Origin of the sequence: Thermococcus sibiricus MM 739 (assembly GCF_000022545.1) — an archaeon.
GTDB lineage: Archaea > Methanobacteriota_B > Thermococci > Thermococcales > Thermococcaceae > Thermococcus_A > Thermococcus_A sibiricus.
Genome location: NC_012883.1, coordinates 79936 through 103491, shown reverse-complemented (window position 1 = coordinate 103491; position 23556 = coordinate 79936). Strand labels below are relative to the sequence as shown.

General features: G+C 39.9%; 19 protein-coding genes and 1 tRNA gene. 7 read left to right on the top strand and 13 right to left on the bottom strand.

Going from position 1 to position 23556, the window contains the following annotated elements:
- Nucleotides 1-4: 4 nt before the first annotated feature.
- Nucleotides 5-2305, bottom strand: coding sequence for a replication factor C small subunit (locus TSIB_RS00505; protein WP_012766130.1), 2301 nt, complete (start codon nt 2303-2305; stop codon nt 5-7).
- 255 nt (nt 2306-2560) lie between these two features.
- Here TSIB_RS00505 and TSIB_RS00500 point away from each other — a divergent pair, with 255 nt between their 5' ends.
- On the top strand, nt 2561-3748 hold the full coding sequence (locus TSIB_RS00500; RefSeq protein ID WP_012766129.1) for a glycine C-acetyltransferase: 1188 nt from the start codon (nt 2561-2563) through the stop codon (nt 3746-3748).
- An 84-nt stretch (nt 3749-3832) separates the two neighbouring features.
- Here TSIB_RS00500 and endA read toward each other — a convergent pair whose 3' ends face one another.
- From endA to TSIB_RS00455, 9 genes are all read right to left on the bottom strand, one after another.
- Nucleotides 3833-4360 (bottom strand): tRNA-intron lyase, encoded by a 528-nt coding sequence (gene endA, locus TSIB_RS00495; protein ID WP_012766128.1) that lies wholly within the window; start codon nt 4358-4360, stop codon nt 3833-3835.
- Nucleotides 4342-4848, bottom strand: a complete 507-nt coding sequence (gene rimI, locus TSIB_RS00490) for a ribosomal protein S18-alanine N-acetyltransferase (RefSeq protein ID WP_048160739.1) — start codon at nt 4846-4848, stop codon at nt 4342-4344. Before rimI ends, endA begins: the two co-directional genes overlap by 19 nt.
- Before the next feature lie 71 nt (nt 4849-4919).
- Nucleotides 4920-6155, bottom strand: coding sequence for a DNA double-strand break repair nuclease NurA (locus TSIB_RS00485; RefSeq protein ID WP_048160110.1), 1236 nt, complete (start codon nt 6153-6155; stop codon nt 4920-4922).
- Nucleotides 6142-8805: a DNA double-strand break repair ATPase Rad50 gene (gene rad50 / locus TSIB_RS00480; RefSeq protein WP_048160109.1), complete on the bottom strand. Its 2664-nt coding sequence runs from the start codon at nt 8803-8805 to the stop codon at nt 6142-6144. The genes TSIB_RS00485 and rad50 overlap by 14 nt, the downstream gene beginning before the upstream one ends.
- A 5-nt stretch (nt 8806-8810) precedes the next feature.
- Nucleotides 8811-10139, bottom strand: coding sequence for a metallophosphoesterase family protein (locus TSIB_RS00475; RefSeq protein WP_012766124.1), 1329 nt, complete (start codon nt 10137-10139; stop codon nt 8811-8813).
- Nucleotides 10136-11803, bottom strand: a complete 1668-nt coding sequence (locus TSIB_RS00470; protein WP_012766123.1) for an ATP-binding protein — start codon at nt 11801-11803, stop codon at nt 10136-10138. The genes TSIB_RS00475 and TSIB_RS00470 overlap by 4 nt, the downstream gene beginning before the upstream one ends.
- Before the next feature lie 67 nt (nt 11804-11870).
- Nucleotides 11871-13613 carry a tRNA guanosine(15) transglycosylase TgtA gene (gene tgtA, locus TSIB_RS00465; protein ID WP_048160107.1) on the bottom strand — a complete coding sequence of 581 codons (1743 nt, stop codon included), beginning with the start codon at nt 13611-13613 and terminating at the stop codon, nt 11871-11873.
- A gap of 41 nt (nt 13614-13654) precedes the next feature.
- Nucleotides 13655-14575 carry an inorganic phosphate transporter gene (locus TSIB_RS00460; RefSeq protein ID WP_012766121.1) on the bottom strand — a complete coding sequence of 307 codons (921 nt, stop codon included), beginning with the start codon at nt 14573-14575 and terminating at the stop codon, nt 13655-13657.
- A 58-nt stretch (nt 14576-14633) separates the two neighbouring features.
- Entirely contained in the window at nt 14634-15680 is a 1047-nt protein-coding gene (locus tag TSIB_RS00455; protein WP_012766120.1) for a glycosyltransferase family 2 protein, read from the bottom strand.
- A 116-nt stretch (nt 15681-15796) separates the two neighbouring features.
- Here TSIB_RS00455 and TSIB_RS00450 point away from each other — a divergent pair, with 116 nt between their 5' ends.
- A complete protein-coding gene (locus tag TSIB_RS00450) occupies nt 15797-16093 on the top strand; it encodes a hypothetical protein (RefSeq protein WP_048160106.1) in 297 nt (98 codons plus the stop codon).
- Here TSIB_RS00450 and lonB read toward each other — a convergent pair.
- Complete coding sequence (gene lonB / locus TSIB_RS00445) at nt 16090-19410, bottom strand: ATP-dependent protease LonB (RefSeq protein WP_048160105.1); 3321 nt, start codon at nt 19408-19410, stop codon at nt 16090-16092. The two genes, TSIB_RS00450 and lonB, sit on opposite strands and share 4 nt — an antisense overlap.
- A gap of 119 nt (nt 19411-19529) precedes the next feature.
- Between lonB and TSIB_RS00440 the strand changes: the two genes are divergently transcribed.
- The 4 genes from TSIB_RS00440 to TSIB_RS00425 all read left to right on the top strand — a co-directional run bounded on the left by TSIB_RS00440 (nt 19530) and on the right by TSIB_RS00425 (nt 21964).
- Nucleotides 19530-20321 carry a DUF2666 family protein gene (locus TSIB_RS00440; RefSeq protein ID WP_012766117.1) on the top strand — a complete coding sequence of 264 codons (792 nt, stop codon included), beginning with the start codon at nt 19530-19532 and terminating at the stop codon, nt 20319-20321.
- 188 nt (nt 20322-20509) lie between these two features.
- Complete coding sequence (locus TSIB_RS00435) at nt 20510-20905, top strand: RidA family protein (RefSeq protein ID WP_048160104.1); 396 nt, start codon at nt 20510-20512, stop codon at nt 20903-20905.
- A 46-nt stretch (nt 20906-20951) separates the two neighbouring features.
- Nucleotides 20952-21293: a CidA/LrgA family protein gene (locus TSIB_RS00430; RefSeq protein WP_012766115.1), complete on the top strand. Its 342-nt coding sequence runs from the start codon at nt 20952-20954 to the stop codon at nt 21291-21293.
- The gene (locus TSIB_RS00425) at nt 21290-21964 is read left to right on the top strand and encodes a CidB/LrgB family autolysis modulator (protein ID WP_012766114.1); all 675 of its coding nucleotides are present in this window, start codon (nt 21290-21292) and stop codon (nt 21962-21964) included. The genes TSIB_RS00430 and TSIB_RS00425 overlap by 4 nt, the downstream gene beginning before the upstream one ends.
- On the opposite strand, the gene TSIB_RS00420 is transcribed toward TSIB_RS00425, so the two are convergent.
- Nucleotides 21929-22363: a Tfx family DNA-binding protein gene (locus TSIB_RS00420; RefSeq protein WP_048160103.1), complete on the bottom strand. Its 435-nt coding sequence runs from the start codon at nt 22361-22363 to the stop codon at nt 21929-21931. The genes TSIB_RS00425 and TSIB_RS00420 overlap by 36 nt on opposite strands.
- 169 nt (nt 22364-22532) lie before the next feature.
- Here TSIB_RS00420 and TSIB_RS00415 point away from each other — a divergent pair.
- A tRNA-Tyr gene (locus tag TSIB_RS00415) sits at nt 22533-22610 on the top strand.
- 443 nt (nt 22611-23053) lie between these two features.
- On the opposite strand, the gene TSIB_RS00410 is transcribed toward TSIB_RS00415, so the two are convergent.
- The gene (locus TSIB_RS00410) at nt 23054-23554 is read right to left on the bottom strand and encodes a DUF4411 family protein (RefSeq protein WP_048160102.1); all 501 of its coding nucleotides are present in this window, start codon (nt 23552-23554) and stop codon (nt 23054-23056) included.
- Between the last annotated feature and the right edge of the window lie 2 nt (nt 23555-23556).

Below are 23556 nucleotides of genomic sequence, written 5' to 3'. Positions count from 1 at the left end.
TCACCTAATCCTTGCCAAGCAATGTGAATTGGGCAAGTAACGCCTCAAGTTGAATCATCTCATTGGAACCTTCAACAAGTCTAAAGTTGTATTCACCAATCTTATCTGCTAAGGCAACCTTCTTTGGTTCACTTATTGGGAGGTTAAACACCTCTTTGTGCATCTGTATGAGAACATCCTCTCCACTCAAACCTTGCTTTAAGAGTATTTCCCTGAGCTTGTCCCTAGCTTTGAGGAAGTTCCCTTCCAACGCTAGGAGCATCATTTCCCTAACGTCTTCTGGTCTGGCCCTGCTCGCGACGAGGAAGACGTTCTCGTCCGTTATCCTCGTATCTAATGCAGCCGCGGCTTGGAGAACATTTATTGCTCGTCTTAAATCTCCTTCAGCTACATAAAGTATAGCTTGAAGACCCTCCTCAGTCAGCTCAAGCCCTTCGTTTTCAGCTATGTATTTGAGTCTCCTTGCAACATCCTCATCTTTTAGTGGTCTAAAGCGGAATATCGCACATCTACTCTGAATGGGCTCAATGATCTTGGAGGAATAGTTGCAACTCAAGATAAAGCGAACATTGCTTGAGAACATTTCCATTGTTCTTCTTAAGGCTTGTTGAGCGTCTTGAGTTAAAGCATCGGCCTCATCCAGGAATATTATCTTGAAACTTACTCCTCCAATAGGCTTTGTTCTTGCAAACTCCTTTACTTTCTCTCTGATTACGTTTATCCCCCGCTCATCCGAGTTGTGGAGGAGAACAGGTATTTCACCTGCGAAGAACATCTCGTTGCCCGGAACGCTGACGTCGTAGACAAAATCATTGTACTCAACGAGCTCGATCTTCCTTACCAGGAGGGCATGCAAATCTGTGTTGGCGAGCTTCTTTAGTACTTCGAGGATTCTCTTGCCCTTTTCGTCCAGTTTCTCCTCGTTTACCATCTCTATGGCCTTTCTCAAAGTTGCCTTCCTGACACGTTTTTTACCCTCGTAGAGCTGGTGTCTGAACTCGTAGCGCCAGTTACCCTCGATAGCATTCTCTATTGCTTCAAGCATCTTAACTATCGGCTCGGCTGGGAGGAGTTCGGCCTTGCTCCACTTCATTCCGCCCTTCCAGATAAGCCTCGCCTCCCTCTCGAAGAGGCTTGCCTCGATTCCTGAAACCCTCGCGAGCCATACTGTGTCTATCAGCAAATCCCTTGAGACTGAGGAGACTCTGATTACCCCGCCCCATTCGCCGGTTCCATCACCATCTGCGAGACCTTTAAGGAAGGCTATCCTTTCTCGAATTGGAAACTCGAAGACGAAACCCGGAAGCCTCTTGTTGTTTGCTCTCCTGCCGTTTCCGTCGTAGAAGCTCTCCTCGAAGAACCTAGCAAGCTGGGTGTTGAGGAGCCGGAACTGGTAGGCGCTCTTCCTTGAGCGGTCAAAGCCAGAACTCGTGTAGTTCTCGTAAACGCTGACGCCGAGATTCTCCACAAAGGCCTTAATGCGCTCTATCAGTTGACCCTCGTGGCTTCCAAGGGTATATATCACCTGACCGGAGGTGTTACCATTGAAGCCGACAGCTCCTTCAGCCGCATAAAGACCAAAAATGTAGGAAAGCTCTTCATCAACCGAAAGCCCCTTGAAGGTTCTCGTCCTCGCACTCTCCTTAATACTATAGTCACTCATGTCGAGAACGTCGAGAAAACCTTCAATGTTAGTGGTGAAGCTGAGTAAGATTGTACCCTCCTTCAGCTCGCTCGCCTTCACAGTTTCAAGACCGTTCTCGGTTAGGACCATAACGGAGTGGTTTCCAGTCAGTTCAAGCTTTCCTCCGCCTTCAAGATGGACGTGAAGTATAACGGGAACGTGGTGGCGGATTATCTTGCTTACTTGAGCCCACTTGACGCAGTAGTTTTCGTCAACCGTGAGGACCTCAAGGTTGGATGCATCTTTGTAGGCAACCTCGCCATCGCTCTCATTGAAATAGAGTTTGTCAAGCTCGGCAAAGGTTGTCCTCATAACCCGACCGTTGATTCTCACAAGTATTGGGGTATCTTTGGAAACAGAGGCGTTTAATTCGAGAAAATTATGTCTCCAGTGCTCTCCAAAGAGTTCTCGTGCTAAAGCCAGCGAACTAGTCGTCTTTCCGGTGCCAGGCGGCCCTGCGAAGAGAAGATGCGGCATTGAAGCCGTCTTAACATAATGCTTGAGTCTCTTTACTATATGGTCTTGACCAACAATGTCATCAAGCCTCTCAGGTCTGTACTTCTCAACCCACGGTTTTTCAAGAATTTTAACTTCCTTAACCTCTTTTACCTCCTCAACCATGACAATCACCTATTATCGTGAACTAAACTCTTTATACTCAAGCAGATATTTAAACTCTTTGGACTATCCCCAGATCTCACATCTTGAGAGGTCTAATCTTACTTAAAGATTTGTTTTAAGATTAGAATCAAAACACAGATCATCTCGATAACTATAAAGAAAACCAATTATTTATACAATTCTGATTCCATTGAGGATTTCAGCATGAAAAACTTTTATAGGCATGAAACATGAATATTCTACTTGGTGGTGCCTATGGCAAAGCTTGATTGGATTACTGAAGAACTTAATGAACTTAAAGAAAAAGGCCTTTACGTAAGGATTAGAGTACTGCAAAGTTCTCAAGGCCCCTGGGTTGTTGTTGATGGGAAGAAAGTTCTCAACATGTGTTCTAACAACTATCTTGGCCTTGCTGCACACCCAAAAATTAAAGAAGCAGCAATAAGAGCCATTCTTGATTATGGTGTTGGTGCTGGTGCCGTTAGAACTATCGCCGGGACTATGGAACTTCACGTGGAGCTTGAGGAAAAATTGGCTAAATTTAAGAAGAGAGAAGCAGCCATTCTCTTCCAAAGCGGTTACAATGCAAACCTTGGTGCATTAAGTGCGTTAATCAAGAAAGGCGAAGATGGAGTTTTCGTGAGTGAAGAACTCAATCACGCGAGCATCATAGATGGTATGAGATTAAGCGGTGCTGAAAAAGTTATTTACAAGCACCTTAACATGGAAGACCTCAAAAAGAGACTCGAAGAAGTTAAAGACAAGAAAAAGAAGCTTATAGTCACTGATGGAGTATTCAGCATGGATGGCGACTTAGCTCCGCTACCGGAGATAGCCGAATTGGCAGAGCAGTATGATGCGATAGTCTATGTGGATGATGCTCATGGTGAAGGTGTTCTTGGTGACAGTGGAAGGGGAATAGTTGACCACTTCAACCTCCATGACAGAGTTGATTTTGAGATGGGAACACTAAGCAAGGCTTTTGGTGTCATTGGTGGATATGTAGCTGGTCCCGAGGAAGCTATAGATTATCTAAGACAAAGAGGAAGGCCGTTCTTGTTCTCCTCCGCCTTGAATCCACCCGATGTTGCAGCCGCAATAGCCTCCGTTGAAATACTCCAACACAGCGATGAGCTAGTTAAGAAGTTATGGGACAACACCAACTTCCTCCAAAAAGGACTTCGTGACTTGGGATACGACTTAGGAAATACAAAACACCCAATTACTCCAGTAATGCTGTATGAAGAGAAGCGGGCGCAGGAGTTCAGTAAGAGACTCTATGAAGAATACAACATCTTCGCTCAAGCTATAGTTTACCCAACTGTCCCCCTTGGAACAGCAAGAATAAGACTCGAGCCCTCAGCTGCTCATTCAAAAGAGGACTTACAATATGTCATAGACGCATTCGAGGACCTAGGAAAGAAGACTGGATTCTTAAAGTGATTTCTTATCCTTTATTTTTCCTTTTGGAGAAAAGATTAGAGATATTTTACTTTTCTCGGAGAACCTCAAGAAGTAGAAATCGCCCTAAAACTTTATTCTCCCAACCTGATAGTAAACTACATCGTTATCTTCATCCACTACAGCCAAAACCATTTTTTTCCTAACCCCATGAGCAACCCTGACCCTTGCCGTTAATTCATTGGGATACATCCTTTGACTCTCGTTTACTACCCAGATTAACCAATCAGCGTGATCTTCCATACCTTTTCGATAAACCCTAAAGTGAGAACCATATTTAAGGGCGGTTTTAACTGTGTATCCCCTGTCCCTAAGGTCCTTGTATACTAAAAACTTTAGATCAAACTGTTCATCTTTTTTTCTGCCTAGTTCAAAAACCTCTTCAAGAGTCAATTCTTTCTCTCCATCAAAAACCTTAATCCACTCTTTTTCAAGAAGATATGCGGCTTCAATTAAAGATAAGAATAGCTTTCCATTAACAACTTCTCCGTAATGTCTTTTGTTGTAAAGCTTATTTAAAGCACTTTCCATTGTGCTGAAAACTCTCTCACCACTGAGATAAAATTTAAATTCGGTCAACTTTTGCCCCCCCATGTGTTCAGATCCAGCATCATGTAATAAGCGTCCTCTCCATCTGAATAATAGCCCCGTATAATCTTCATCTTTTTGAATCCTAACTTTTCGTAGAGTTTTATCGCTCCCTTATTACTAACCCTAACTTCTAGACCTATGTACCTGGCCCCTCGCTTTATTAATCTATCTATAACCGCCTCCATTAATAATCTTCCTATTCCATTTCCCCTGTAAAGGGGGTCAACTGCTATACTCATTATATGACCTTCCATATCTGGCCTTATGTAACCCATCACATAACCAACCACTTGCCCACTGTACTCCGCAACTAGAAAAGTCTCACGATTTGAATCAAGAAACATCATGAATAACCCACGAGGATATTGCTCTCTGAAGGATTGCCTTTCAATGCGCATTATTTCACTTAGGTCAAAAAGTGTAGCAGGCCGTACTACAATGAAACTCAATGGTATCTTCCTTGGTATGAAATCTCTCGAAGATACACTCATGTTTAAATATTGAGTTTTCAAGTTTTTAATCTTATTGATGTGGAAACCAACCTTTTATTTTCCCAAAAAACTTATTCCAATGGCTCTCTCCCATACCTCAAAAATGCTAGATATTTGGGGTCTTCTCCAACCAGAGCATTAAGAATCGCATCCACATATGTATCAAATTCTTGCTTCTTTATAACCACAGTGTGATGGGCATACTCGAGTGGTATTATATACTCATCCTCCGCAACAGAAAGTATTGCAGATAGAAGTTCATCAGTTAAGTTTGTAGTCTCAAGAAGGTAGATAACACCATTATCCATAAATCTCACATAGGCCGGCTGTATATTCTGTACGGGGTTTCCTTCTTTGGGGAAAAGTTCCACAACCCTCTGTAGATATTTGCCCCCCACAGCTCTTTGGATAACTTCGGGAAGGGCCCATTTTCTAGATTCTCTATATTTAAATTTCATATACCCTCGTTTTTTTGAGATGGAATCAATTACTGGAACATCTGGTATTAAAGCGTATTTACTCTCTTCCTTCCCTTCAGTAACCTGTTTTATTATATCATCAGTGTAGAAAGTTTTTGCCACAAAGGCCACAGTACCGTTTAAGAGCTTGTCTATTGAGTGTAAATATTCAAGATACTCCAAGAATATTATAAAATCCTCTTTGTAATTCGGATTATTCTCTATCTTTTCAAGAAATTCCTTTTCAACTACATAAGACTTCAGGTGCTCAAAAATTTCTTCTCGCCTTGCTACTACTGTGGAATAATTTATAACTCCTTCTTCTTCGAGACTTTCTTTCCATTTATCCCATTCAGATTCTAAAAGTTCCAAAAAGGCCTTGACAGTGTTTATAGTCCCAATTTTATCTTCTTCATAAAACTGTCGGGTGCTGCTCTCCAAATAAGCGGGGGGTCTAGCTATGGAGCCGCTTAAAGTTCCATCCATTAAAATGAGATCGGCCCCTTTGAGTTCAAATGTCATGGCTCCAATTCTGTTTTCAAGCATTTCCATGTGCAGTCTTATCCTTTCATCCACGTGTTTATAAGGAGAAACAAGGCCTATTTCATGCCACTGTAATATATCATCACCTATAGAAACTGAAGAAACCCCATAAACTATCGCCCCACTGAGCCTCTTTACCATCCTACTTCCATCAACAGCAAAAACTTTTGCTTCTTTTGCAGGTGGAAATTCCTTCCAATAGTAACCGGCCTCAATTACCAGTTTCTTTAATTCATCTATCCTCATCCATTGAGAGTCCAAATACCTCTTTACATCATCCAAGTGACTCTGACTAATACGTGCCAAGGCTTTCCACCTCTACGTTGCTCTTTCCCCCGATAAGAGAAACCCTAATCACATAATCAGCAGCATCTTTAAGTTCTTCATCATGCGATACTATTATCACCTGTGGGATTTTTCTCAAGTGCTGGGTTATTATCTCAACCAGTTTTTTCCTCCTCTCTTCATCTAAGAATGGAGTTGGTTCATCTAAAATCAGAAGTTCCATGTTTTTAACTTTGTAAAGAGACAGAGCCAATCTAAAGGATAGCCCCAAAGCAATTCTCTCCCCACCACTTAAGAAATCAATCTCCTCTTCTTGCCCTTGGTAAAGAACAACTATCCTTATCCTCTCCCTGCCAAACTTTTTTTCTCTAATGATTTTTATTCCCTGATACTTTCTCTCCGTCATATCAGAGAAAAGTTCACTGGCAACCCTCTCCACTTCACTTAAACCTCTCCTTTCAGCTTCTGCTTTTAGCTTAAGCAGTTTTTCTCTTAAAACTTTCATATCTGCCATCATTTTTTCTATAAGCTCCGATTCTTCTTTGGCCTTCTTAATTGCTTCTAATTGTCTTTTTAAATCCTCTAAATTCCTGGCAACTTCTTCTTTTAGGTTTTCATTCCCTTCAATCTCCTTAAGTACAGCAGCATGCAGACTGGACAAAGAAAGATATTCCTTGCTGATCTTCTCAAATTCCTCTACGGTGAATCTGACTTTTAATTCTTCTATCTCCTTAGAAAGCATTTTAAATACATTTTTAGTTAGATTAAGGTCTTTTTCCTTATCTTTAAGCGTTGTTTCAAGCAACTCTTGCCTTTTTTCCCGGATTTGGATTTCTTGTGGAACATTACTGAGAGATATATACTCCTTGTAGAGAGGCTCCAACTCTTTTAGTCTCTTTTCCACATCCTCAAAAGATTCAAAACCCTTTTCTTCAATTTCATGCAAAACCTCTGCCTTTTTTCTTTCAAGATCCCCTAATTTCCGCAGAAGAGTTTCTTTCTCATTTTTAAACTCATTCAGTTTTTCTAATTCCTTGTTTACTCTAATTATTTCCTTCTTTACTTCAATGACTCTTTCTCTTACCTTCTCAAACTCTTCAGTTTTCTTCTTTAGTTCTTCGATGTTATATTTTTCAAGTTTGCTTTCAACATTTTCCAAGAATTCAAGAGTCTTGTGAAGTTTAATAAGCTTACTTTCATTATTCCTGATTTTTTCAAGCTCTGTTTTTCTTTTCAAAGCTTTTCTCAGCGCTTCAGCAATCTCTTCCTTTTTCTTTTCAATCTTGGCAAGTTCGGCAGTGTATTCTCTCTTAATTTCTCCTTCTTCATGCTCCTCTATTGGCCTCTTACAGAGAGGACATTCTTTTGCTCCCTCTAACTTTGATACATTATCTCTCAAGCTCTTCTCAATTTTATCCAGTCCATTAAGTTCGCCTTTTAACGTGAGAATCTTATCTTCAACCTCTTTCAACTCTTTTTTTGCCTTTTCAACATTTTTAATTTCATTAACAAGTTTTTCCTTGGTATAACCTGCCTTCTCAAGCTCCGTTGAGTACTTCTCCTTCTCAACAACCAGCTGTCGCACCATATCATAAGTTTCTGCAAATGTTTTTAGCACATTATAATCATCTAAAAGCTTTTTTTCAAGTTTCTTAGTCTCTTCAAGCTCTTCAGATTTTGACTCAAGTTCTTGTATTTGCTTTTGCAAGACTTTGATTCTTTCCTCTAAACGGCTTTTTCTTAATTCAATTTCCTGCAGCTCTTTTCTTTTTACCATTAGAGCATTTAATGTTTCATATTCTTTTTTCACCCATTCTATCTCCTTTAAACGACCTTCTTTATCCCTCAAGACCCTGAGTTCTTTTTCAAGTTCTGCAATTCTATCTCTAGTATTTTTTATATCCGCCTCGAGCTTCTTCATTGAACCTTCAACTGAGAGTTTTTCTTTTTCCTTTTGGGTTAATATTTCCTTAATCTCCTTGAGTTCTTCGTATCTTTTAGAGACTGCAGAAAGCTTCTCTGCTGTTTCAATTTCTTTCTTTCTGAGTTCATTGATCTTATGTATAACCTCCCCAAGTCTTTTCTCTTGTTCTTTAATTTTATTTTGGATATCTCCTGAAGCCTGAATTAACTTCTCCAGATATTCTCTTTTCTTTCTTAATTCTCTAAGGACTTCCTGGGCATTGTTAGCACTATTTTCAAAATCCTCAATTCCTAACACTTTTCTGAGGACCTTTTCCCTCACATCCTCATCAACAAGAATGTTTTCTATTTCTCCCTGTCTTATATATAAGGCATTTCTAAACACATGGAGGGGATAAAGATATCTCTCACTCCATCTAGCTATGTCACTATCCTTCTCGTGTAAAACTCCTCCATTTTCTTTCAGATAGCTCTCTCCATTGGATTTCCTAACAATTTCATAATTTTTTCCATTATGCTCAAACTTCAAAACGAGTTCAAACCCAGATTTTCCAATTCTTGTATTTACTTTTTTATATCCTCTTGGAAAACTCCCATGGCCTAAATAAAGGCTAGCAAATACTGCTTCAAGAATTGAACTCTTTCCAGAACCATTCTGGCCGATTATCAAATTAATTCCATCATTAAACTCCACATGAGAATTTTCATGAGCTCTAAAATTTTTTATTTTAAGGGATCTTATCCTCATTTTTCTCACCTCATTCCAAGCCACGCATCGATTGTACCAACTTTCGGTGGTTTTGGTTTGGGTCTGCTCTTTTCTTTTTCATCTTCGGCCTTTTCCTCACCAGACCCCTTTTTCTCTGAGATTTTGGAATGCTTGTACTTGTCCATTAACCAAACAACAAAATTATCAAGTTCCTCTGAAAAATACTTTGGTTCGCTAACAAGCTGTGAGAATACTTCTTTCTCAAAATCAGATAATATCTCATCTAAAAGCTCGTCAACGGTTTTCGTTGGATCCACTCCTATAGCCTCTGAGGACACTCTATTATTGAAATTGTAATATGCCAGCTCCCAATCCTTCAGAAGGTCATAGAACTCATTTACATGAACTCCCCCTCTAACAACCCCTTCAAGAGTTATAATGACTATACTATCCCTTTCAACATAATTTTTAATCTCAGAGACCTTATTTTTAAGTTCTGATTTGGAATTTCCCTTTATTAGAACGTTGTAGAACGGCCGAGTATTTATCTCTACAAATTGAGGTTCAAAGTCTTCAACAATGTAAAAACCCTTAATATTCTCTTCAAGCTTTTTAAGAGTTAGCTTCCTATCATAAACTATCCTGTGACTCGCCTCTCTAATTTCAGTTCTTTCCAGAGAACCGGGATATATAATATCCCCTGAAAGCCCACTTTCTCCTTTCTTAAGTTCTTTTTTCATGTGAATATGGCCCAATGCATAATATCCAAACCCATCGGGTATTTCACTAAGCTTTAAATCAAAAGCATCTTTATACGGTGTACCTTCGGCGAGATAATCAATGGCCTGATGGAGCATTAAGATCGAATTGGGTCGTCCTTTGAAAAGAGTCTTCAATATATTCTGACCATTTTTGATAAGTTGCCACCTGTTGTTATGCCTTAATCCGTAAATCTCAATATCTCCAAAAACTCCATAAACAAGATATAAATTCCCCTTTTTAATGCTCCTCTGAAACTCACCCTCTCTTGGAGTTTTCTTTATTCCTATGGTGTAAATCAGGCCTAAGTGTTCAAGTAAGTCATAGATTGAAGTTTCCCTTATTGTCTTGTCATGGTTTCCTTCTATTGCAAAAATTGGTATATCTTTTTTCTTTGCAACACCCAATACTTCCACCGCATCCCTGATAGCCCTAGGGGAAGGTTTACTAACGTGAAAGAGATCACCTGCAAGAAGGATAAAATCAACCTTCTCTTCTATTGCCCTTTCTATGGCCTGCTTAAATGCCTCAAGATAATCTCTATATCTAAAAGGTTGCTGAAACTGTTCCCTCCCAAGATGAGGGTCTGCTATATGGGCAAATTTCATTATCATTCACCTGCAAGATCTTCCAAGTTTATTTCACTTTCTTCTTCTATCTCTCCCCATTCTTTCACAATATCAATATCACCGCCACCGTAATAACCGTTAAAATCTTCTTTAAAGCTGTATATCTTCACCATGGCCGGCAATGGTATTGCAAACCCCACAATGACTGCTTCACCAATCCCAAGCGATGCTATATCTAAAAGTAAATCTTCACTTATCTGTTCGCTTGCTTGCTGCACGTACCTTTGGTCATGTGGTTCAACCAAACGAAGGATTATTTTTGTATTTGTTTGGCTCAATATGTCATCATCAAGTTTTTTGGGTCTTTGAGAGACTATTCCCAAGCCTATACCGAATTTTCTCCCTTCTCTAGCTATTTTGCCTAACCAGTGGGCGGCTTGGGTTTTGTATTCACGGGGTGCGAAAATATGGGCCTCTTCGACTATAACAAGGATTGGTTTTGTTAGTGCTGGAAACTTTTCTTTAGTTTCCTTTATTTTTGGAGAGTCTCCCATGTTTACTGCCTTCATATATCTTACACGATACTTCAAGATTCCTCTTAACAGATAAGAGGCCAACGCAATCATTTGATCCTCTTCCATACCACTTAAATCTATAACATTGACCATGGCCGGGGTGATTTCCGATAGTATGTTCCCCAGCTTTATAAACTCCCTAAAATTGGCTTTAAGCTCTTGGAGATAATCTTTTAACCTTATTAAAGAATCCAAGTCTTTAGACTGAATTTTTCTAGGAAGCAAATTACCTTGAGGATCATAATAATTGATGACGACATCCTCCCCTCTCTCCCTACTCTCATATGCCCTGATCCATTCTTCAATTTTTTGTTCTAATGCATCTACAAAAGCAATTCCACCCAAAATTTTTGATGAATTTCTCGCTTCCCACTTAACAGTGTAATAAGCTAAGCTTAAAAATCTTCTTTGGAGTGAAGCGTTCTCTGCAACACCGAGAAGTGTTGCAAACTCACTCACCTTTATTTTTGCTGGATCTATAGTGGCCTTTATAGTATTAACTTTTGCATTTTTCCATGACAGTCTTGAATACTCTCCATGAGGATCCAAAATTACAATAGTACCTTTTGTGTTGTCTACAATTTCCTTTGAAAGCACTGCTATGGTGTTTGATTTACCCGCACCAGTGACGGCCAAAACAGCAAAATGCCTTGAAACAAGCTTATTTACATCCAATCCTACCTCAACATTCTCTCTAGCTAAAAGTCGACCAATTTTTATATGACCATTGGAAAATATTCTCTCTAAATCTTCATCTTTGGCTCGCTCTACAACCTCACCAGGTTTTATCGGAACTCTATTTGGCCTCTGCCTGAATTCAAAGTTTCCATTTTCTATATCCTCCTTAGTTCTGAGAACCCCTAAAACTTTAGCACTGGCAATTATTGACTCGCTTTTATCGAGAACACCCTTAGAAAATACGTTTACAGTTTTTTCAATATAATCATAACTCCCTTTTCCTACACCCATGAGCCAGTTGATGTTCCTAACCCCTTTAACAACGGCTAGAACTTCATCTCCATTTCTATTCTTAACCACCACAAATTCCCCAAAGTTAGGCATGTTTTGAGGGTCAACGATAAAAGTGAAATAATCAGTACTAGATTCTCCATAAACAATACCGACTTTAGCCATATTTCCACCTCTTTTTAATTACCTATTACAAAAATAAAAAGATTGTGTTAAAAGGCCAGAAAGGGGCTCACTTCTCTATCCCACGTCTAACTTTTATTGCCAATCCCTGTTGAAAAACTTTGAGTTCTCTACCATTTAATAAGCTCTGACCAGTTGCTAGAAGTTCATCGTTTTTATTAACAACCAAAACCTCATCATAAGGTCTTATCCTTTCATCTGCACCAATCACAAACTTGGCAAATACGCTCTTACCTTTCTTTGCAAATGGTTCCGCATCATCATTAACTATAACTCTCATTCTAGGATATGGAAGAATGGCATGAAGTCTTTTGGCTCCTTCAATTCCTAAAGTTAAAAAGCCGTCATCAGCTCTAAATGTTGCTACATGTTGTCCTTTAGCTTTTATCTGCCTTGGCATCCCTGTTTTTCTCGAAAGTTCTACAAAAACATCTTTAAATGCCTCAGAAGCTCCTTCACCAAACTGGTATTCAGCAACTGCCTGAACATATAACTGGGCTTCTTCTTTAGTTGGCCTTTTTATGGAAAAATCCTCTTCACCCTCGCTTTGTGCAAACGGAAATGTTAAAATCAGATATTTTGGAATTTCACCAAAAATCGGATGTTCTAAGGTATTTTGGAATTTTCTACGGACTCTTTCAGCTCGTATTTTTGCTCTTAAAGGCACCGGAGTTTTCAGTATCTCTTCACTTATTTTGAAAAATGCAGAAGCTTTTGTTACTGGTTCATTCTCCTCTAAGTAATCCCCATAGTTTAAAAGCCTCTTATATGCCGCAAACATCTTTGGATGGGATCTAGCACGTTCATCCACCAATTCCCACAAAGTCCCCTCTTTCACGGCCTGTTTTACCCTATTAAGCTCTTCTCTAATAATCCAAAGATTGTGAAGAGCTAAGAGCCTGGTTCTCTCCTCTTTAGGCATTTCTTTGAGATCTTGTGGAGTATAGCTAGAACAAACCGGACATGAGCATGGAAAATACTCAAGTTCTTCGAGCCTTTTTGTCCCTTCAGGAGTCATATACCGATCATCTTTTGCATATAGCGCATAACTTGCTGAATCAAAGAGATCCACCCCCATTGCCACAGCCAGCGCAAATACCATTGGGTGGCCTGCTCCAAAAAGGTGAACCGGTCTATCTGGCCTTAATCCTATTTTTGAAGCGATAACAACATCAACTAGATCTCGATATCTGTAGGCTTCCATTAGGGGAACCACTGCGCCGATTGGATGAACTTCAAAATTCATTTCACTAAGCTGTTTGGCAGCACGGATTCTCAAATCTGGGTAAGTTGAACCCTGTATAGCAGCATTCATTGCTATTTCTTTAATTCTCTCGGCCTCTTTTGCTCTTTCCAGAGTTATTTTTAGATCATCCTCTGCTTTTTCTCTTGGAGCATCTGGAATAGTGGGAATATCAAGAAAAGTCCCAATATCTACCCCAATTCTATGTTGGAATTCTATTATTTCCCTATTGGTTACATCTATCCCACCATACCTCATGAGCTGAAAACTTCCGGAATCAACTTCAATTATGCCATTATAACCTAAGAGTCTATGGATGCCCTTTTCAAGGGCCTTTTCCTTGAGGGTTTCATCTTTGTATATGATATATGAATTTGTGATAATAATGCCAAATCCCATTTGTTCCAGTTCTTTAGGAGTTACTATGAGCTGTTTGGGGTTTACAACGGGCATTATAGCTGGGGTCTCAAGTTTTTTACCATTGACCTCCATCTTTCCAATTCTTCCAGCAGCATCTCTCGCTTTTATTTCAAATCTAAACTCACTCATTTTCTCCACCACCAATGTTTCAAATTTTTGAGTTTAAAAACCTACGGAAGTAAGCCCAAAAGCAGGTACGTTAGAATCCCAGAAATCAATGGAGCAAAAATCCAGCTCAATACTATGCTTCTAATCAAGCCCCAATTAATGGGGTTGCCCAAATGGTAACCAAGCCCCGCTACCCCTCCCACAACTGCCTGACCTGAGCTAACTGGAAGACCAAAAAGATTTGCAGTAGTCACTGCTATGGCTGAAGCAAACTGTGATGAAAATGCCGAAAGAGGATCAAGGGGTGTCAGCTTTTTACCAATACTCATGATCACCTCATGGCTAAAAGTTAGTGCTCCAAATCCTAGAGTCAAGGAAAGAACGAGCTTAAATGGGCCGTCAATACCTATGGCTTCCATCAAACCAACTACATTAGAGAGCTCATTTGCCCCCAGATTGAAAGCAGAAAATGCAACTGCTATAAAGACAAGCCACTTATACATTGCCTCAAGGAGCTGAATTTGTTTTATTTTCTTAAAGAGCTTTACATAAACCTCATAAACCATGATTGCTAAAAAAGCAGCCGCCAATGGAGACAAAACCCATGCAAGCACTATTTTGAAAAGTATCTCCCACTTTACCATCAAATTAAATGTTAGTGCCGCTCCCGCTAATCCTCCCACGATTGATTGGGTTGTAGAAATCGGTAACCCTCTTATGCTCGCTAGAGTAACGGCCACTGCGGCACTAAAAAGGATTATTCCTATTGAATAGGCATCCAAACCTTTGGCCAGTTCACTGATAGTTCCAGAAACACCGCCTCCACCAAAAACGGCCCCCATAGTTGTAAATACTACAATAACAAAAACAGCCTTCTTAAACCCCAATAACCCAGATCCCACAGCAGTGCCAACTACTTTTGCACTATCATTAACTCCCACGGCCCATGCCATAAAAAGAGCTGGGAATAGAATCCAGTCCATTTCTCCTTCCTTCTCAATTTACTATATAGAGTATATAATCTATATAGAGCTTCATTTTTTAAAGGTTATGATGGATTTTCAACAAATATCCATAGAGGTGCAAAACCAAGTAAAAAACTGCCCAAAACCATAAAAATATAGGAAAGAACATGGCATTCAAAAGAGATCCTCCCTCAACAAGTGTGGGGATTAAGGCAGTTAGAATTTCATACCCAATAAAGAGTAGAAGTAAACCAAACTTCCCTGTGAGTGTCAGAGCAATGGGAATAATTATATCTAAAAATGCGATAAAATCGCCTAAGATAAGGAAAAGAAGTTCTTTTTCAAATCCTCCTCCTAAATGCTCCAAATCTCCCAAAAACCATCTTTTTCTTTGTACCCACAACTCTGAAAGTTTGCTTGGCATCTTTACATAAGCTTTCGCCTTTGGAGCATAAACAACTTTCCCTAACTTTTTAATCGCTTTTGTGGTTGCATAATCCTCAACTTTGCTTTCAACAAACCCTCCAATTTCTCTCAAGATAGTTTTTCTAAAAGCAGAGAGTGGACCTGGAGCAACACTTAGATCTTCAAGTTCCTTAGCTCTTCTAAACATGGCTATTCTAAAATGTTCAACATCTTGGGCTCTTTCAAGAAAAGAACTACCAAGAACTCGAATTTGACCTCCAGCTCCTACAATTTCCTTTGAATAAATACGTTTAACCAATTCCCTAATTGCATTTGGCGCTAATAATGTATCCGCGTCGATAGTAGTTATTATTTCTCCACTGGTTCTTTGGAGACCAAAATTCAAAGCCTTTGCTTTTCCTTCGTGTTTCTTTCTGAAAACCTTGAGTCTTGAATCTTTGATAGAATTTGCCTTTTCAAATGTGTCATCTTCACTGCCATCATCAACCACAATGACTTCGAGTTTGGGATAGTCCTGAGAAAGGGCTGATTTTATAGAGTGCAGTATTGTCCCACTCTCATTATAAGCTGGAATAAGAATGGTTACAGAGGGGGCCCACATCCGAGTTTTATATGGAGTTAAAAGACTAATTAGGTAGTTGACAAAGAAATAGCCATCCCAGAGAAAGATTATGCCTAGTAGTATTTCAAGCAACATGATTGAAGTTCGAAATATTATTTTTAACATTTCGGGCGAGTGATTACCTTTTCAATACTCAAAAATGGGTAGAAACTGATAAAAACAGGCCACTTCAAATCGAATGTGGTGATAGGATGATAATCTCAAAACCATGCACCACAATGAAAGGGGTAATAGTGCAGCCCTACTCATGGGACAAAGAAGTTACTTTGGACTTAAAGAGAACCACAGAGTGCTTGAAAGAGAGAGGATATCAAATAAAAAGTGTTATTCCAAAAATGTTGGCCATTGCTGTAGTTGAAAAGTATGAGGTCAGTATATACCCAAGTGGAAAGATCATTGTAAAAGAATTAACGGACATTGAAGTGGGAAAAGAGATTGCTACAAAAATAATAGAGTGTGCAGGCCTTTTAGAACTATTGGATGGCTAAGCGTGTAAAGGTAAGGCCCCTTTAACTCTCCTTATGAGTTCTTCTTTCTTCTCTGAATCCTCGAGAGCGATCTGGAGTACCTGATCTATTGTTTCCACAGGATTTATTTCAATTTTTTCCGCCTTATCAGCACTCAGGAATACATCCTGTTCGTTTGCTTTGGGGATTATAACTTGTTTTATTCCTGCTTCAATAGCCGCCTCAATTTTTGGAGTTACTCCTCCTACTGGAAGTACTTCCCCTCTAACACTCAATGAGCCTGTCATCGCAACATTTTGTTTTACTGGGATCCCTTCAAGGGCTGAAATAACCGCAGTAGCAACACTTATGCTTGCTGAATCACCTTCGACCCCCTCATAGGTTTGCAGAAACTGGACGTGAATATCATATCTGCTTATATCCTCTCCTTTGTATCGTTTTATTATGGCCGAGACGTTTTGAATAGCTTCCTTTGCGATCTCTCCAAGTTTTCCAGTTACAATTATCTTGCCCTCTTCTTTACTTGCTGCTGGTGCAACCATGCCTTCAATTGGAAGTACAATACCACTCTGTTCACTTATTACTGCTAAGCCGTTAACCCTTCCTATCTCTCCACCTTCGGTTTTAATAACTTGATACTCCTTCTTTCTTTCAATATACCAATCAGCCAATTGCTTTTCAAGAGGCTTTGCAAGCTGGAGAGCTTTGAAAACATGTTCTCTAGTAACGTATTTTGCTCCTTCCCTGATAGAAATGTCACCTGCTGCTCTTATGATACCACCAAGGTCTCTGAGGCGAAGTGTAAGGTGACCCTTCCTACCAGCTCTCTTTTGAGCTTCCCTCACTATCTCCTCAACCGCATCTTTTGTGAAATGTGGTATTTTGCCATCCTTCGCAACCTCTTGAGCGACAAAACGAACAAGTTTCCTTCTGTTTTCTATAGTATCTGGCATCGTAGTTCTCATATAAACTTCGTAACCATAGCCCCTTATCCTTGAACGTAAAGCAGGATGCATCTTATCAACAGTATCCAAGTTCCCAGCAGCCACAAGGACGAAATCACATGGCACTGGTTCCGTTCTTACCATGGCACCACTTGAAAGCTCACTTTGTCCAGTTATAGGCATTTTCTTTTCCTGCATCGCTGTAAGGAGGTTTTGCTGCATCTTTATGTTTAAGGTTGCCACCTCATCTATGAAAAGGACCCCTTTGTTGGCCCTATGAATCATTCCAGGTTCAACACGTTCGTGGGCGGGAGTTCCAAGACCACCGGAATTTTTGACGAATAGGCCGTTGGCAAGGAGATTCCCTGTCTCTGTAGTCACGTTGTAGGTAACCTCCACTTCTTCCGAGCTTTCAATGAAGTTCCTTCTCTCTTCCTTCTTAATCCTCTCAAAGCGCTCCTTGAATTCTTTGAGCTTCTCTGCAAGACTTGAATCGGGAACGGCATTGATATACTTCTCGACTTCCCCGAGGAATCTCTCCCTCTTTGATGGGGAGAGACTTATCTGGATGAATTCAAGGAAGTTGAGCACGTTGTCTATGGATTGCGAGAATATAAGCCTCACCTTATACTTACCATCAGCTTTGTCAACCCTAACCTTTGCCTCGATTCCAAAGAGGCCCAAATGCCATGCTATCTCCTCAAAAAATGGAAGCTTCTTTTCAAGCTCATCGGTAAGCTGGGCTATTTCAAGCGTTCCATTAAATTTGATACCATCCCTATAGTGGGCGAACCTTGGTACGCTGCCATCGCCGCTGTAGAGACCATCTATGAAGGCGAGGAAAAGTGACGGCTTAAGCTTAATCCACCATGGAAGTTCAAGCTTAACCATTGTCTTGTTACCAACGGGAGCACCAAGGGCAACGAAGAATCTTATGACTCTCCTGTCCCACGTCCTGAAGAGAATACTCTCTCCCATAGCCTCACGATTCTCCTTGATCTCATATTCAAATTCTCCAAAGAGGTTGCCAAGGATTCTCACGAATTTTTCGATAGCTTCCCTCTCACTTGACACAAAGCTCAGAGTGTTAAGGTTCTTGTCAATATTCCCATCGCTGAAAAGGATGCCCATAACTTTGGCTATCTCTTCGAGCCGTTCATCCTCGTTCTTCAGTGGTAGGAGACCAAGTTTTTCGAGTTCTTCGGCCATTTTCAGGGATTTTGGCTTGGCTCCTTGAGTCCACCAACGGAGCGTGCTCTCCTTAATTCCAAGCTCCTTAGCGACCCTCTTATATCCATTGCCGGTTTTCTCGTAATAGTCCTTCCAGCGGAAGTAATCTTTGAGCTTCTTCTCCTCATTGTATGTACGAGCTACATCAAAGCGGTCAAGGATTATAACGGGAACTCTTATTATCTCGTCATCTTTGGTCAGTTCATCCATTTCTTTGAGACCTTCCGCCGTGTACACCTTGTGCTCAGGCGTTACCGTGAGCCAGTAATCCTTCTCAAGGTTCACTATTCTTCTGAGATTTTGCTTTCCTTCCCTCCTGTTGGCATAGAGGAGCTTCACGAAGCCATCCTTTGTCAGTATTTTAACTTTATCATTTCTAAAGTCCTTGTAGATGACGTTAATCTCACCATCTACTCCTTCTCCCGATGGTTCTTTAAGAGCGCTATCAACAAACTCTTTCAAAGTGACTACTCTTCTTTCACCATCTTTTTCAATTATAATACTCTCCTTACCACTAAAACACTGGAACGGGTCGTGTCTAACGTCTCCAAGGAGAGCTCCAGCATGTGCGCCCGTTGCATCAACAAATGGAGCTTTTCTCCTGCCACAATTGTCTATTAATAGTTTCGGTACCAAGGCTTGGCCCCTGAGTCTCATGTTTGAAAGGGCCATTAATGATACTATAAGGACAAAAACACCAAAGAGCAGTGTTTGGGCTGAACGATCCATTAGAACTGCCAGCATAACTACAAACAGTACAAAAAGCAAAATGTAAGACTTTATATTCTCTTGCTCTTTTGCTTTTTGCCTATAGCGTTCAATTATCTGCTTTCCTTGACATGCCGGAACACTCTTTATTTTAGGCATGTTTTCGTCTTCAGGATTTGGAAAAACTAAAATATCCTCTAAATCCTCCGTTGGCAATAGCTCTGCCATTGCTTGGCCAAGCATTGACTTACCTGTTCCTGGTTCGCCTATTAACAATACGTGTCTTTTCTGCTTTGCAGCAGTTTTGATAACTTCAACAGCATGCTCTTGTCCGATTACTTGATCTATTAACTTCTCAGGAACATTAATTTCCTCAGTAGACTTAAAATCAACTCCCAAATCCAATTCCTCACCATATGAACGCTCTTTTTTGATTTTATTAACATCTTCGCTCAAAATCCTCACCTCTCTCAAATTAGGGTTGCTTAAGTGAACTTATAAACTTTTTTTAAAAGAATCATGAAAGACAAAAAACTAAAATAATAGAAAACTAAAAACCTACGGGGTGATGAATAATGAAAATTGAAGATCATATAGCCTTCACTGCAAACCACAAGAATTGGAAAGTTGGAGATAAACTGCTTGCTATGGATGATCGGCAAATAGCACACTTTCTGGCCATGGTATCAAATACGGTGACTCTAAAACTCCCGGAGTATTTAACAGAAGTCATGAATGTCGCTGGGATAATGAGTTTAGCTGAAGAAATGACCGAGAAAGATGTTTGGGAGCTCTTAAAGACCTTAAAATCCCCTGGAACTTCAAGAAAGCTTAACCCAATGATATTTGAGGAAAATAAAAAACTCAAGAACCACTTGCTTAATGTTGCAAAAGCTTTGTTAACCAGAGAGGCCTTATCAAAGAAGGTTTCCATTAATTACCCAGAGGGGGTTATAACTGAGTTAAAAACTACTCTCATATATCACGATGAACACATAAACTTCACTGCCAAGAATGGAAGCTGGATAGTGGTAAAAAGACTAATAATTGACAACAAAACACCTATGGCAGATATTGCAAGAATTTTGGCCAGTATAAATGAGACAGCAGTTTCAAAAATCCCACTATACGGAAAAATAGATTTAGATGGCATCAGAAAGTGGTTTGGAGACATTAAAAAGGCAAGAAGTGAGGCTGAAATAAAGACTCTTGTTGAAAAATTCTTCCATATTCCTGTAGAAAATTATGCTCCAAACGAATTCAAAGACCACGCGAAGATCTACGCATTGAGGGTGGCCCTAGAAAAAGTGGGGCTCACAATTGATATCCCCGCAAAACCCCTTGAAAAATATTTAGAGAAGAGGTGAACTATCCCTCCCTCTCGGAAGAGGACTTCCCGCCCGATGATTATAAAAAGCTTAAAGGGATGATGACACCGAGGGCGCCCGAGCAATGCAATGAGGAGTCTTCGCTTCGCTGATGATTATCTTTTCCTTCTTATTTGCGGAAAGTTTTTAATAAAAATGCATTAACATGAGCCTTGGAGGTGATAAAAATGGTAAAGAGGAGCGTGATTTATACTGAGAATGCTCCACAACCTATTGGTCCATACAGTCAAGGTATTCTAGTAGAAAATCCCGACAAAATACTTTTTATCTCCGGCCAGATCCCAATAGACCCTGAAACAGGGGAACTCGTAAAGGGAGATATAACAAGACAAGCAAGACAAGCAATAGAAAACTTGCTGGCAGTCTTAGAGGCCGCTGGAGCCACGGTAGATGACGTAGTCAAAGTAAATGTCTATTTAGATGATATGAATGACTTTGGAGAGTTCAACAAAGTTTATGAGGAGTATTTTGGCCATTCAAAACCAGCAAGAGCCGTAGTGCAAGTAGCAAGACTGCCCAAAGATGTTAAGATTGAAATAGAAGCTATTGCAATGTTTGAATGATCAGTTATATTTTTATCTTTTCAATACCTATTTTTCCTGATGTCTCATGTATAAAGGGCTGACCATTGTTTTTGGGTTTCTTTTCATTGGGGAGGGAATAAGTGAATTATTGCATTTACCCATCCCGGGAAATGTAATAGGCATGATACTTCTAACCTTAGCACTCATATCAAAGCTCATAGATATAAGTGATGTGGAGAGAGAAGCGGAATTCTTTATAAAAAACATGAGTGTGATGTTCATTCCACCGGGAGTCGGCGTAATTGCATATTGGGGCCTCATAAAAGCTCAGCTCATTCCTATTTTTGTGGCTCTAGTAGTAAGTTTTGCCTTAACATTGGTTCTAACGGCCAAATTCGTCGAAATACTAAGTGGTGGTGAAAAATGAACTCTCTGGGCATCTTCATAACCATTGGGACTTTCTATCTATTTTCTAAAATCTATGAAAAGAGAAAGACCTTCTATTTAAACCCTGTCTTACTCTCCATAATAACCATAGCACTTTTCCTCCACATTACAGAAATAAAATATGAAACCTACATGGAAAGTGCCCAAATATTAAGTTTCCTGCTCGGACCAGCAGTTGTAAGCTTGGCAATCCCGCTTTACAAGCAGAGAGGAATAATAAAAGCATATTCAAAGCAGATATTTTTCGGGATCGTCTTTGGAGGAGCTTTGGCAATTTTAAGTGCTTTCTATGTGGCAAAGATACTTGGTGGAACTCCCGAAGTCCTTCTAAGTATTGCTCCAAAGAGCATAACAACAGCAATAGCAATAGGAGTCAGCGAAAAGATAGGTGGCATTCCCGCCTTAACTGCTGTACTAGTTATATTGACCGGAATATTGGGCAATGCAGTTGGGATAGAGATCTTAAACATTTCAAAAGTAAAAGACAAAGTGGCAAGGGGTCTGGCAATGGGAGTTACATCTCACGGCCTCGGAACGGCTAGAATAATACTTGATGATGAACTTTCCGGAGCAGTTAGCGGACTTGCAATGGCCTTAAATGGCATCTTCACTTCTCTAATCCTTCCTTACCTCATCAAGTTCCTCAAGTAGGCTTTCAGTTATTCTAAGCTTATCATGACTATCCAAAAAGAGAATGAAGTCTTCTTTTGCAATCCTCTCCTCTATCGGCGCATTTTCAACTAAAAATGCAATAATTTCAGCTGTAGTGTATGGAACTTTTATCCCAACTTTATCTGCCTGCTTAAAAATCTCTTCAGGGACTTTAAAAATATCTTCACCTTTTTTAACCTCTACAGCAGCTTTTGAGTTTAATTGCTCCCAGAGAAGCAAGGTATTTTTGGCCTTTTCGATTTTTTCCATTGCACGCTTTTCTAGAATGCTAACATTTGCTCTACTTGTACCTAAAATCTCAGCGATTTCACTCTGCTTTAGTCCTTTAGCTCTCAACTGCAGTATCTTGAGCTGCTGTTCAGTAAGAAAGGTCTTCATCTTAAACACCATAGTTTAACATATACTCAAAGGTTAAAAGATTTTTGATTATCATCTTGAAACGTCCATCCTTAAGGATTTGATAGTTCACACTCGGGTATATGAGCATCACAGAAAGATTTATAAACTACATAAAGATGAGTAGTGATTGAGGGCTGGGCTGTAGGGTCCCGCGGTAGCCTAGCCTGGGAGTGGCGGCGGACTGTAGATCCGCAGGTCCCCGGTTCAAATCCGGGCCGCGGGACCACCAAAATTCTATGAGCATTTTACCCACCTCTTCTCCAAAAAGGAGTGTTCTAAGAACTCTATTAATGAATTTCGACTTATTAAGTGCAAGTTCATCCATAACTACGGACACTTCTTCATCAAGCGTGATGTGAACGCGTGTCTTTCCCCTATTTTCGCCCGAAACTCCTGAATGAGAGCCTCTTTTATTAGTGACCACTTTGCCCATTTTGACCATTCAATTTCATCAATGAAACATACAATTCTGGTCGATTGGTACTTCTTCGAGGTCTAGTATCCCCATGTCTCCTTTTAAATACACTTGGACCTTGAACACTTTCATGCGGATCACCAGGCTGAACCTCAACAGGAAATTTTAATATATTTTTCGAGTAAAATTTATTGAAAATTTCATAAAAGGTGTCACAAATCACACTCCTAAAAATCAGGGCTACTATTTGCCATTTAAAGGCCAATCTCACGGAAAAATTCAATCAGGTTTAATGATTCAATACCAAAACTTTCTGCTATTTTAGGTATGTTATTCCGTTTATTCTTGTTTTCTTGTGTGATAATTTTCACATTCCCTTGTACTCCTAGTATTTTGCTTCTCTCTCTAAGCTGTATTGCTAGAGTTACAATCCAAGGGTCAGCCCAAGGCCCTGGTTGAGTTATTTTCTTATTCCATTGATCTTTTTCATATGCCCCCCTAACGCTCTTAAAAATCTTTATTTGGTGATTATCAGGATCAATAAACATCTTTTTATGGTTTTTACACCATTCTACTGCCATATCGTCTCCGACCTCAATCTCACGATATACCTCATAGTGAGATATAATAATACTGTTAACAATCATCTTCTCAATTTTGTCCCAAATAGGTTTGAAAACTCGTATGTCTGGAGGATACCGTCTAAATAAATCGACGATAGCATTTGTATCTATGACATAGGTATTATTGAGCATCA

Excerpts from the sequence above, each read along its gene's own strand:
- TSIB_RS00505 (WP_012766130.1), bottom strand. The coding sequence starts at position 2,305 with ATGGTTGAGGAGGTAAAAGAGGTTAAGGAAGTTAAAATTCTTGAAAAA.
- TSIB_RS00500 (WP_012766129.1), top strand. The coding sequence starts at position 2,561 with ATGGCAAAGCTTGATTGGATTACTGAAGAACTTAATGAACTTAAAGAA.
- endA (WP_012766128.1), bottom strand. The coding sequence starts at position 4,360 with ATGGGGGGGCAAAAGTTGACCGAATTTAAATTTTATCTCAGTGGTGAG.
- rimI (WP_048160739.1), bottom strand. The coding sequence starts at position 4,848 with ATGAGTGTATCTTCGAGAGATTTCATACCAAGGAAGATACCATTGAGT.
- rad50 (WP_048160109.1), bottom strand. The coding sequence starts at position 8,805 with ATGAGGATAAGATCCCTTAAAATAAAAAATTTTAGAGCTCATGAAAAT.
- TSIB_RS00475 (WP_012766124.1), bottom strand. The coding sequence starts at position 10,139 with ATGATAATGAAATTTGCCCATATAGCAGACCCTCATCTTGGGAGGGAA.
- TSIB_RS00470 (WP_012766123.1), bottom strand. The coding sequence starts at position 11,803 with ATGGCTAAAGTCGGTATTGTTTATGGAGAATCTAGTACTGATTATTTC.
- tgtA (WP_048160107.1), bottom strand. The coding sequence starts at position 13,613 with ATGAGTGAGTTTAGATTTGAAATAAAAGCGAGAGATGCTGCTGGAAGA.
- TSIB_RS00460 (WP_012766121.1), bottom strand. The coding sequence starts at position 14,575 with ATGGACTGGATTCTATTCCCAGCTCTTTTTATGGCATGGGCCGTGGGA.
- TSIB_RS00455 (WP_012766120.1), bottom strand. The coding sequence starts at position 15,680 with ATGTTGCTTGAAATACTACTAGGCATAATCTTTCTCTGGGATGGCTAT.
- TSIB_RS00450 (WP_048160106.1), top strand. The coding sequence starts at position 15,797 with ATGATAATCTCAAAACCATGCACCACAATGAAAGGGGTAATAGTGCAG.
- TSIB_RS00440 (WP_012766117.1), top strand. The coding sequence starts at position 19,530 with ATGAAAATTGAAGATCATATAGCCTTCACTGCAAACCACAAGAATTGG.
- TSIB_RS00435 (WP_048160104.1), top strand. The coding sequence starts at position 20,510 with ATGGTAAAGAGGAGCGTGATTTATACTGAGAATGCTCCACAACCTATT.
- TSIB_RS00430 (WP_012766115.1), top strand. The coding sequence starts at position 20,952 with ATGTATAAAGGGCTGACCATTGTTTTTGGGTTTCTTTTCATTGGGGAG.
- TSIB_RS00425 (WP_012766114.1), top strand. The coding sequence starts at position 21,290 with ATGAACTCTCTGGGCATCTTCATAACCATTGGGACTTTCTATCTATTT.
- TSIB_RS00420 (WP_048160103.1), bottom strand. The coding sequence starts at position 22,363 with ATGAAGACCTTTCTTACTGAACAGCAGCTCAAGATACTGCAGTTGAGA.
- TSIB_RS00410 (WP_048160102.1), bottom strand. The coding sequence starts at position 23,554 with ATGCTCAATAATACCTATGTCATAGATACAAATGCTATCGTCGATTTA.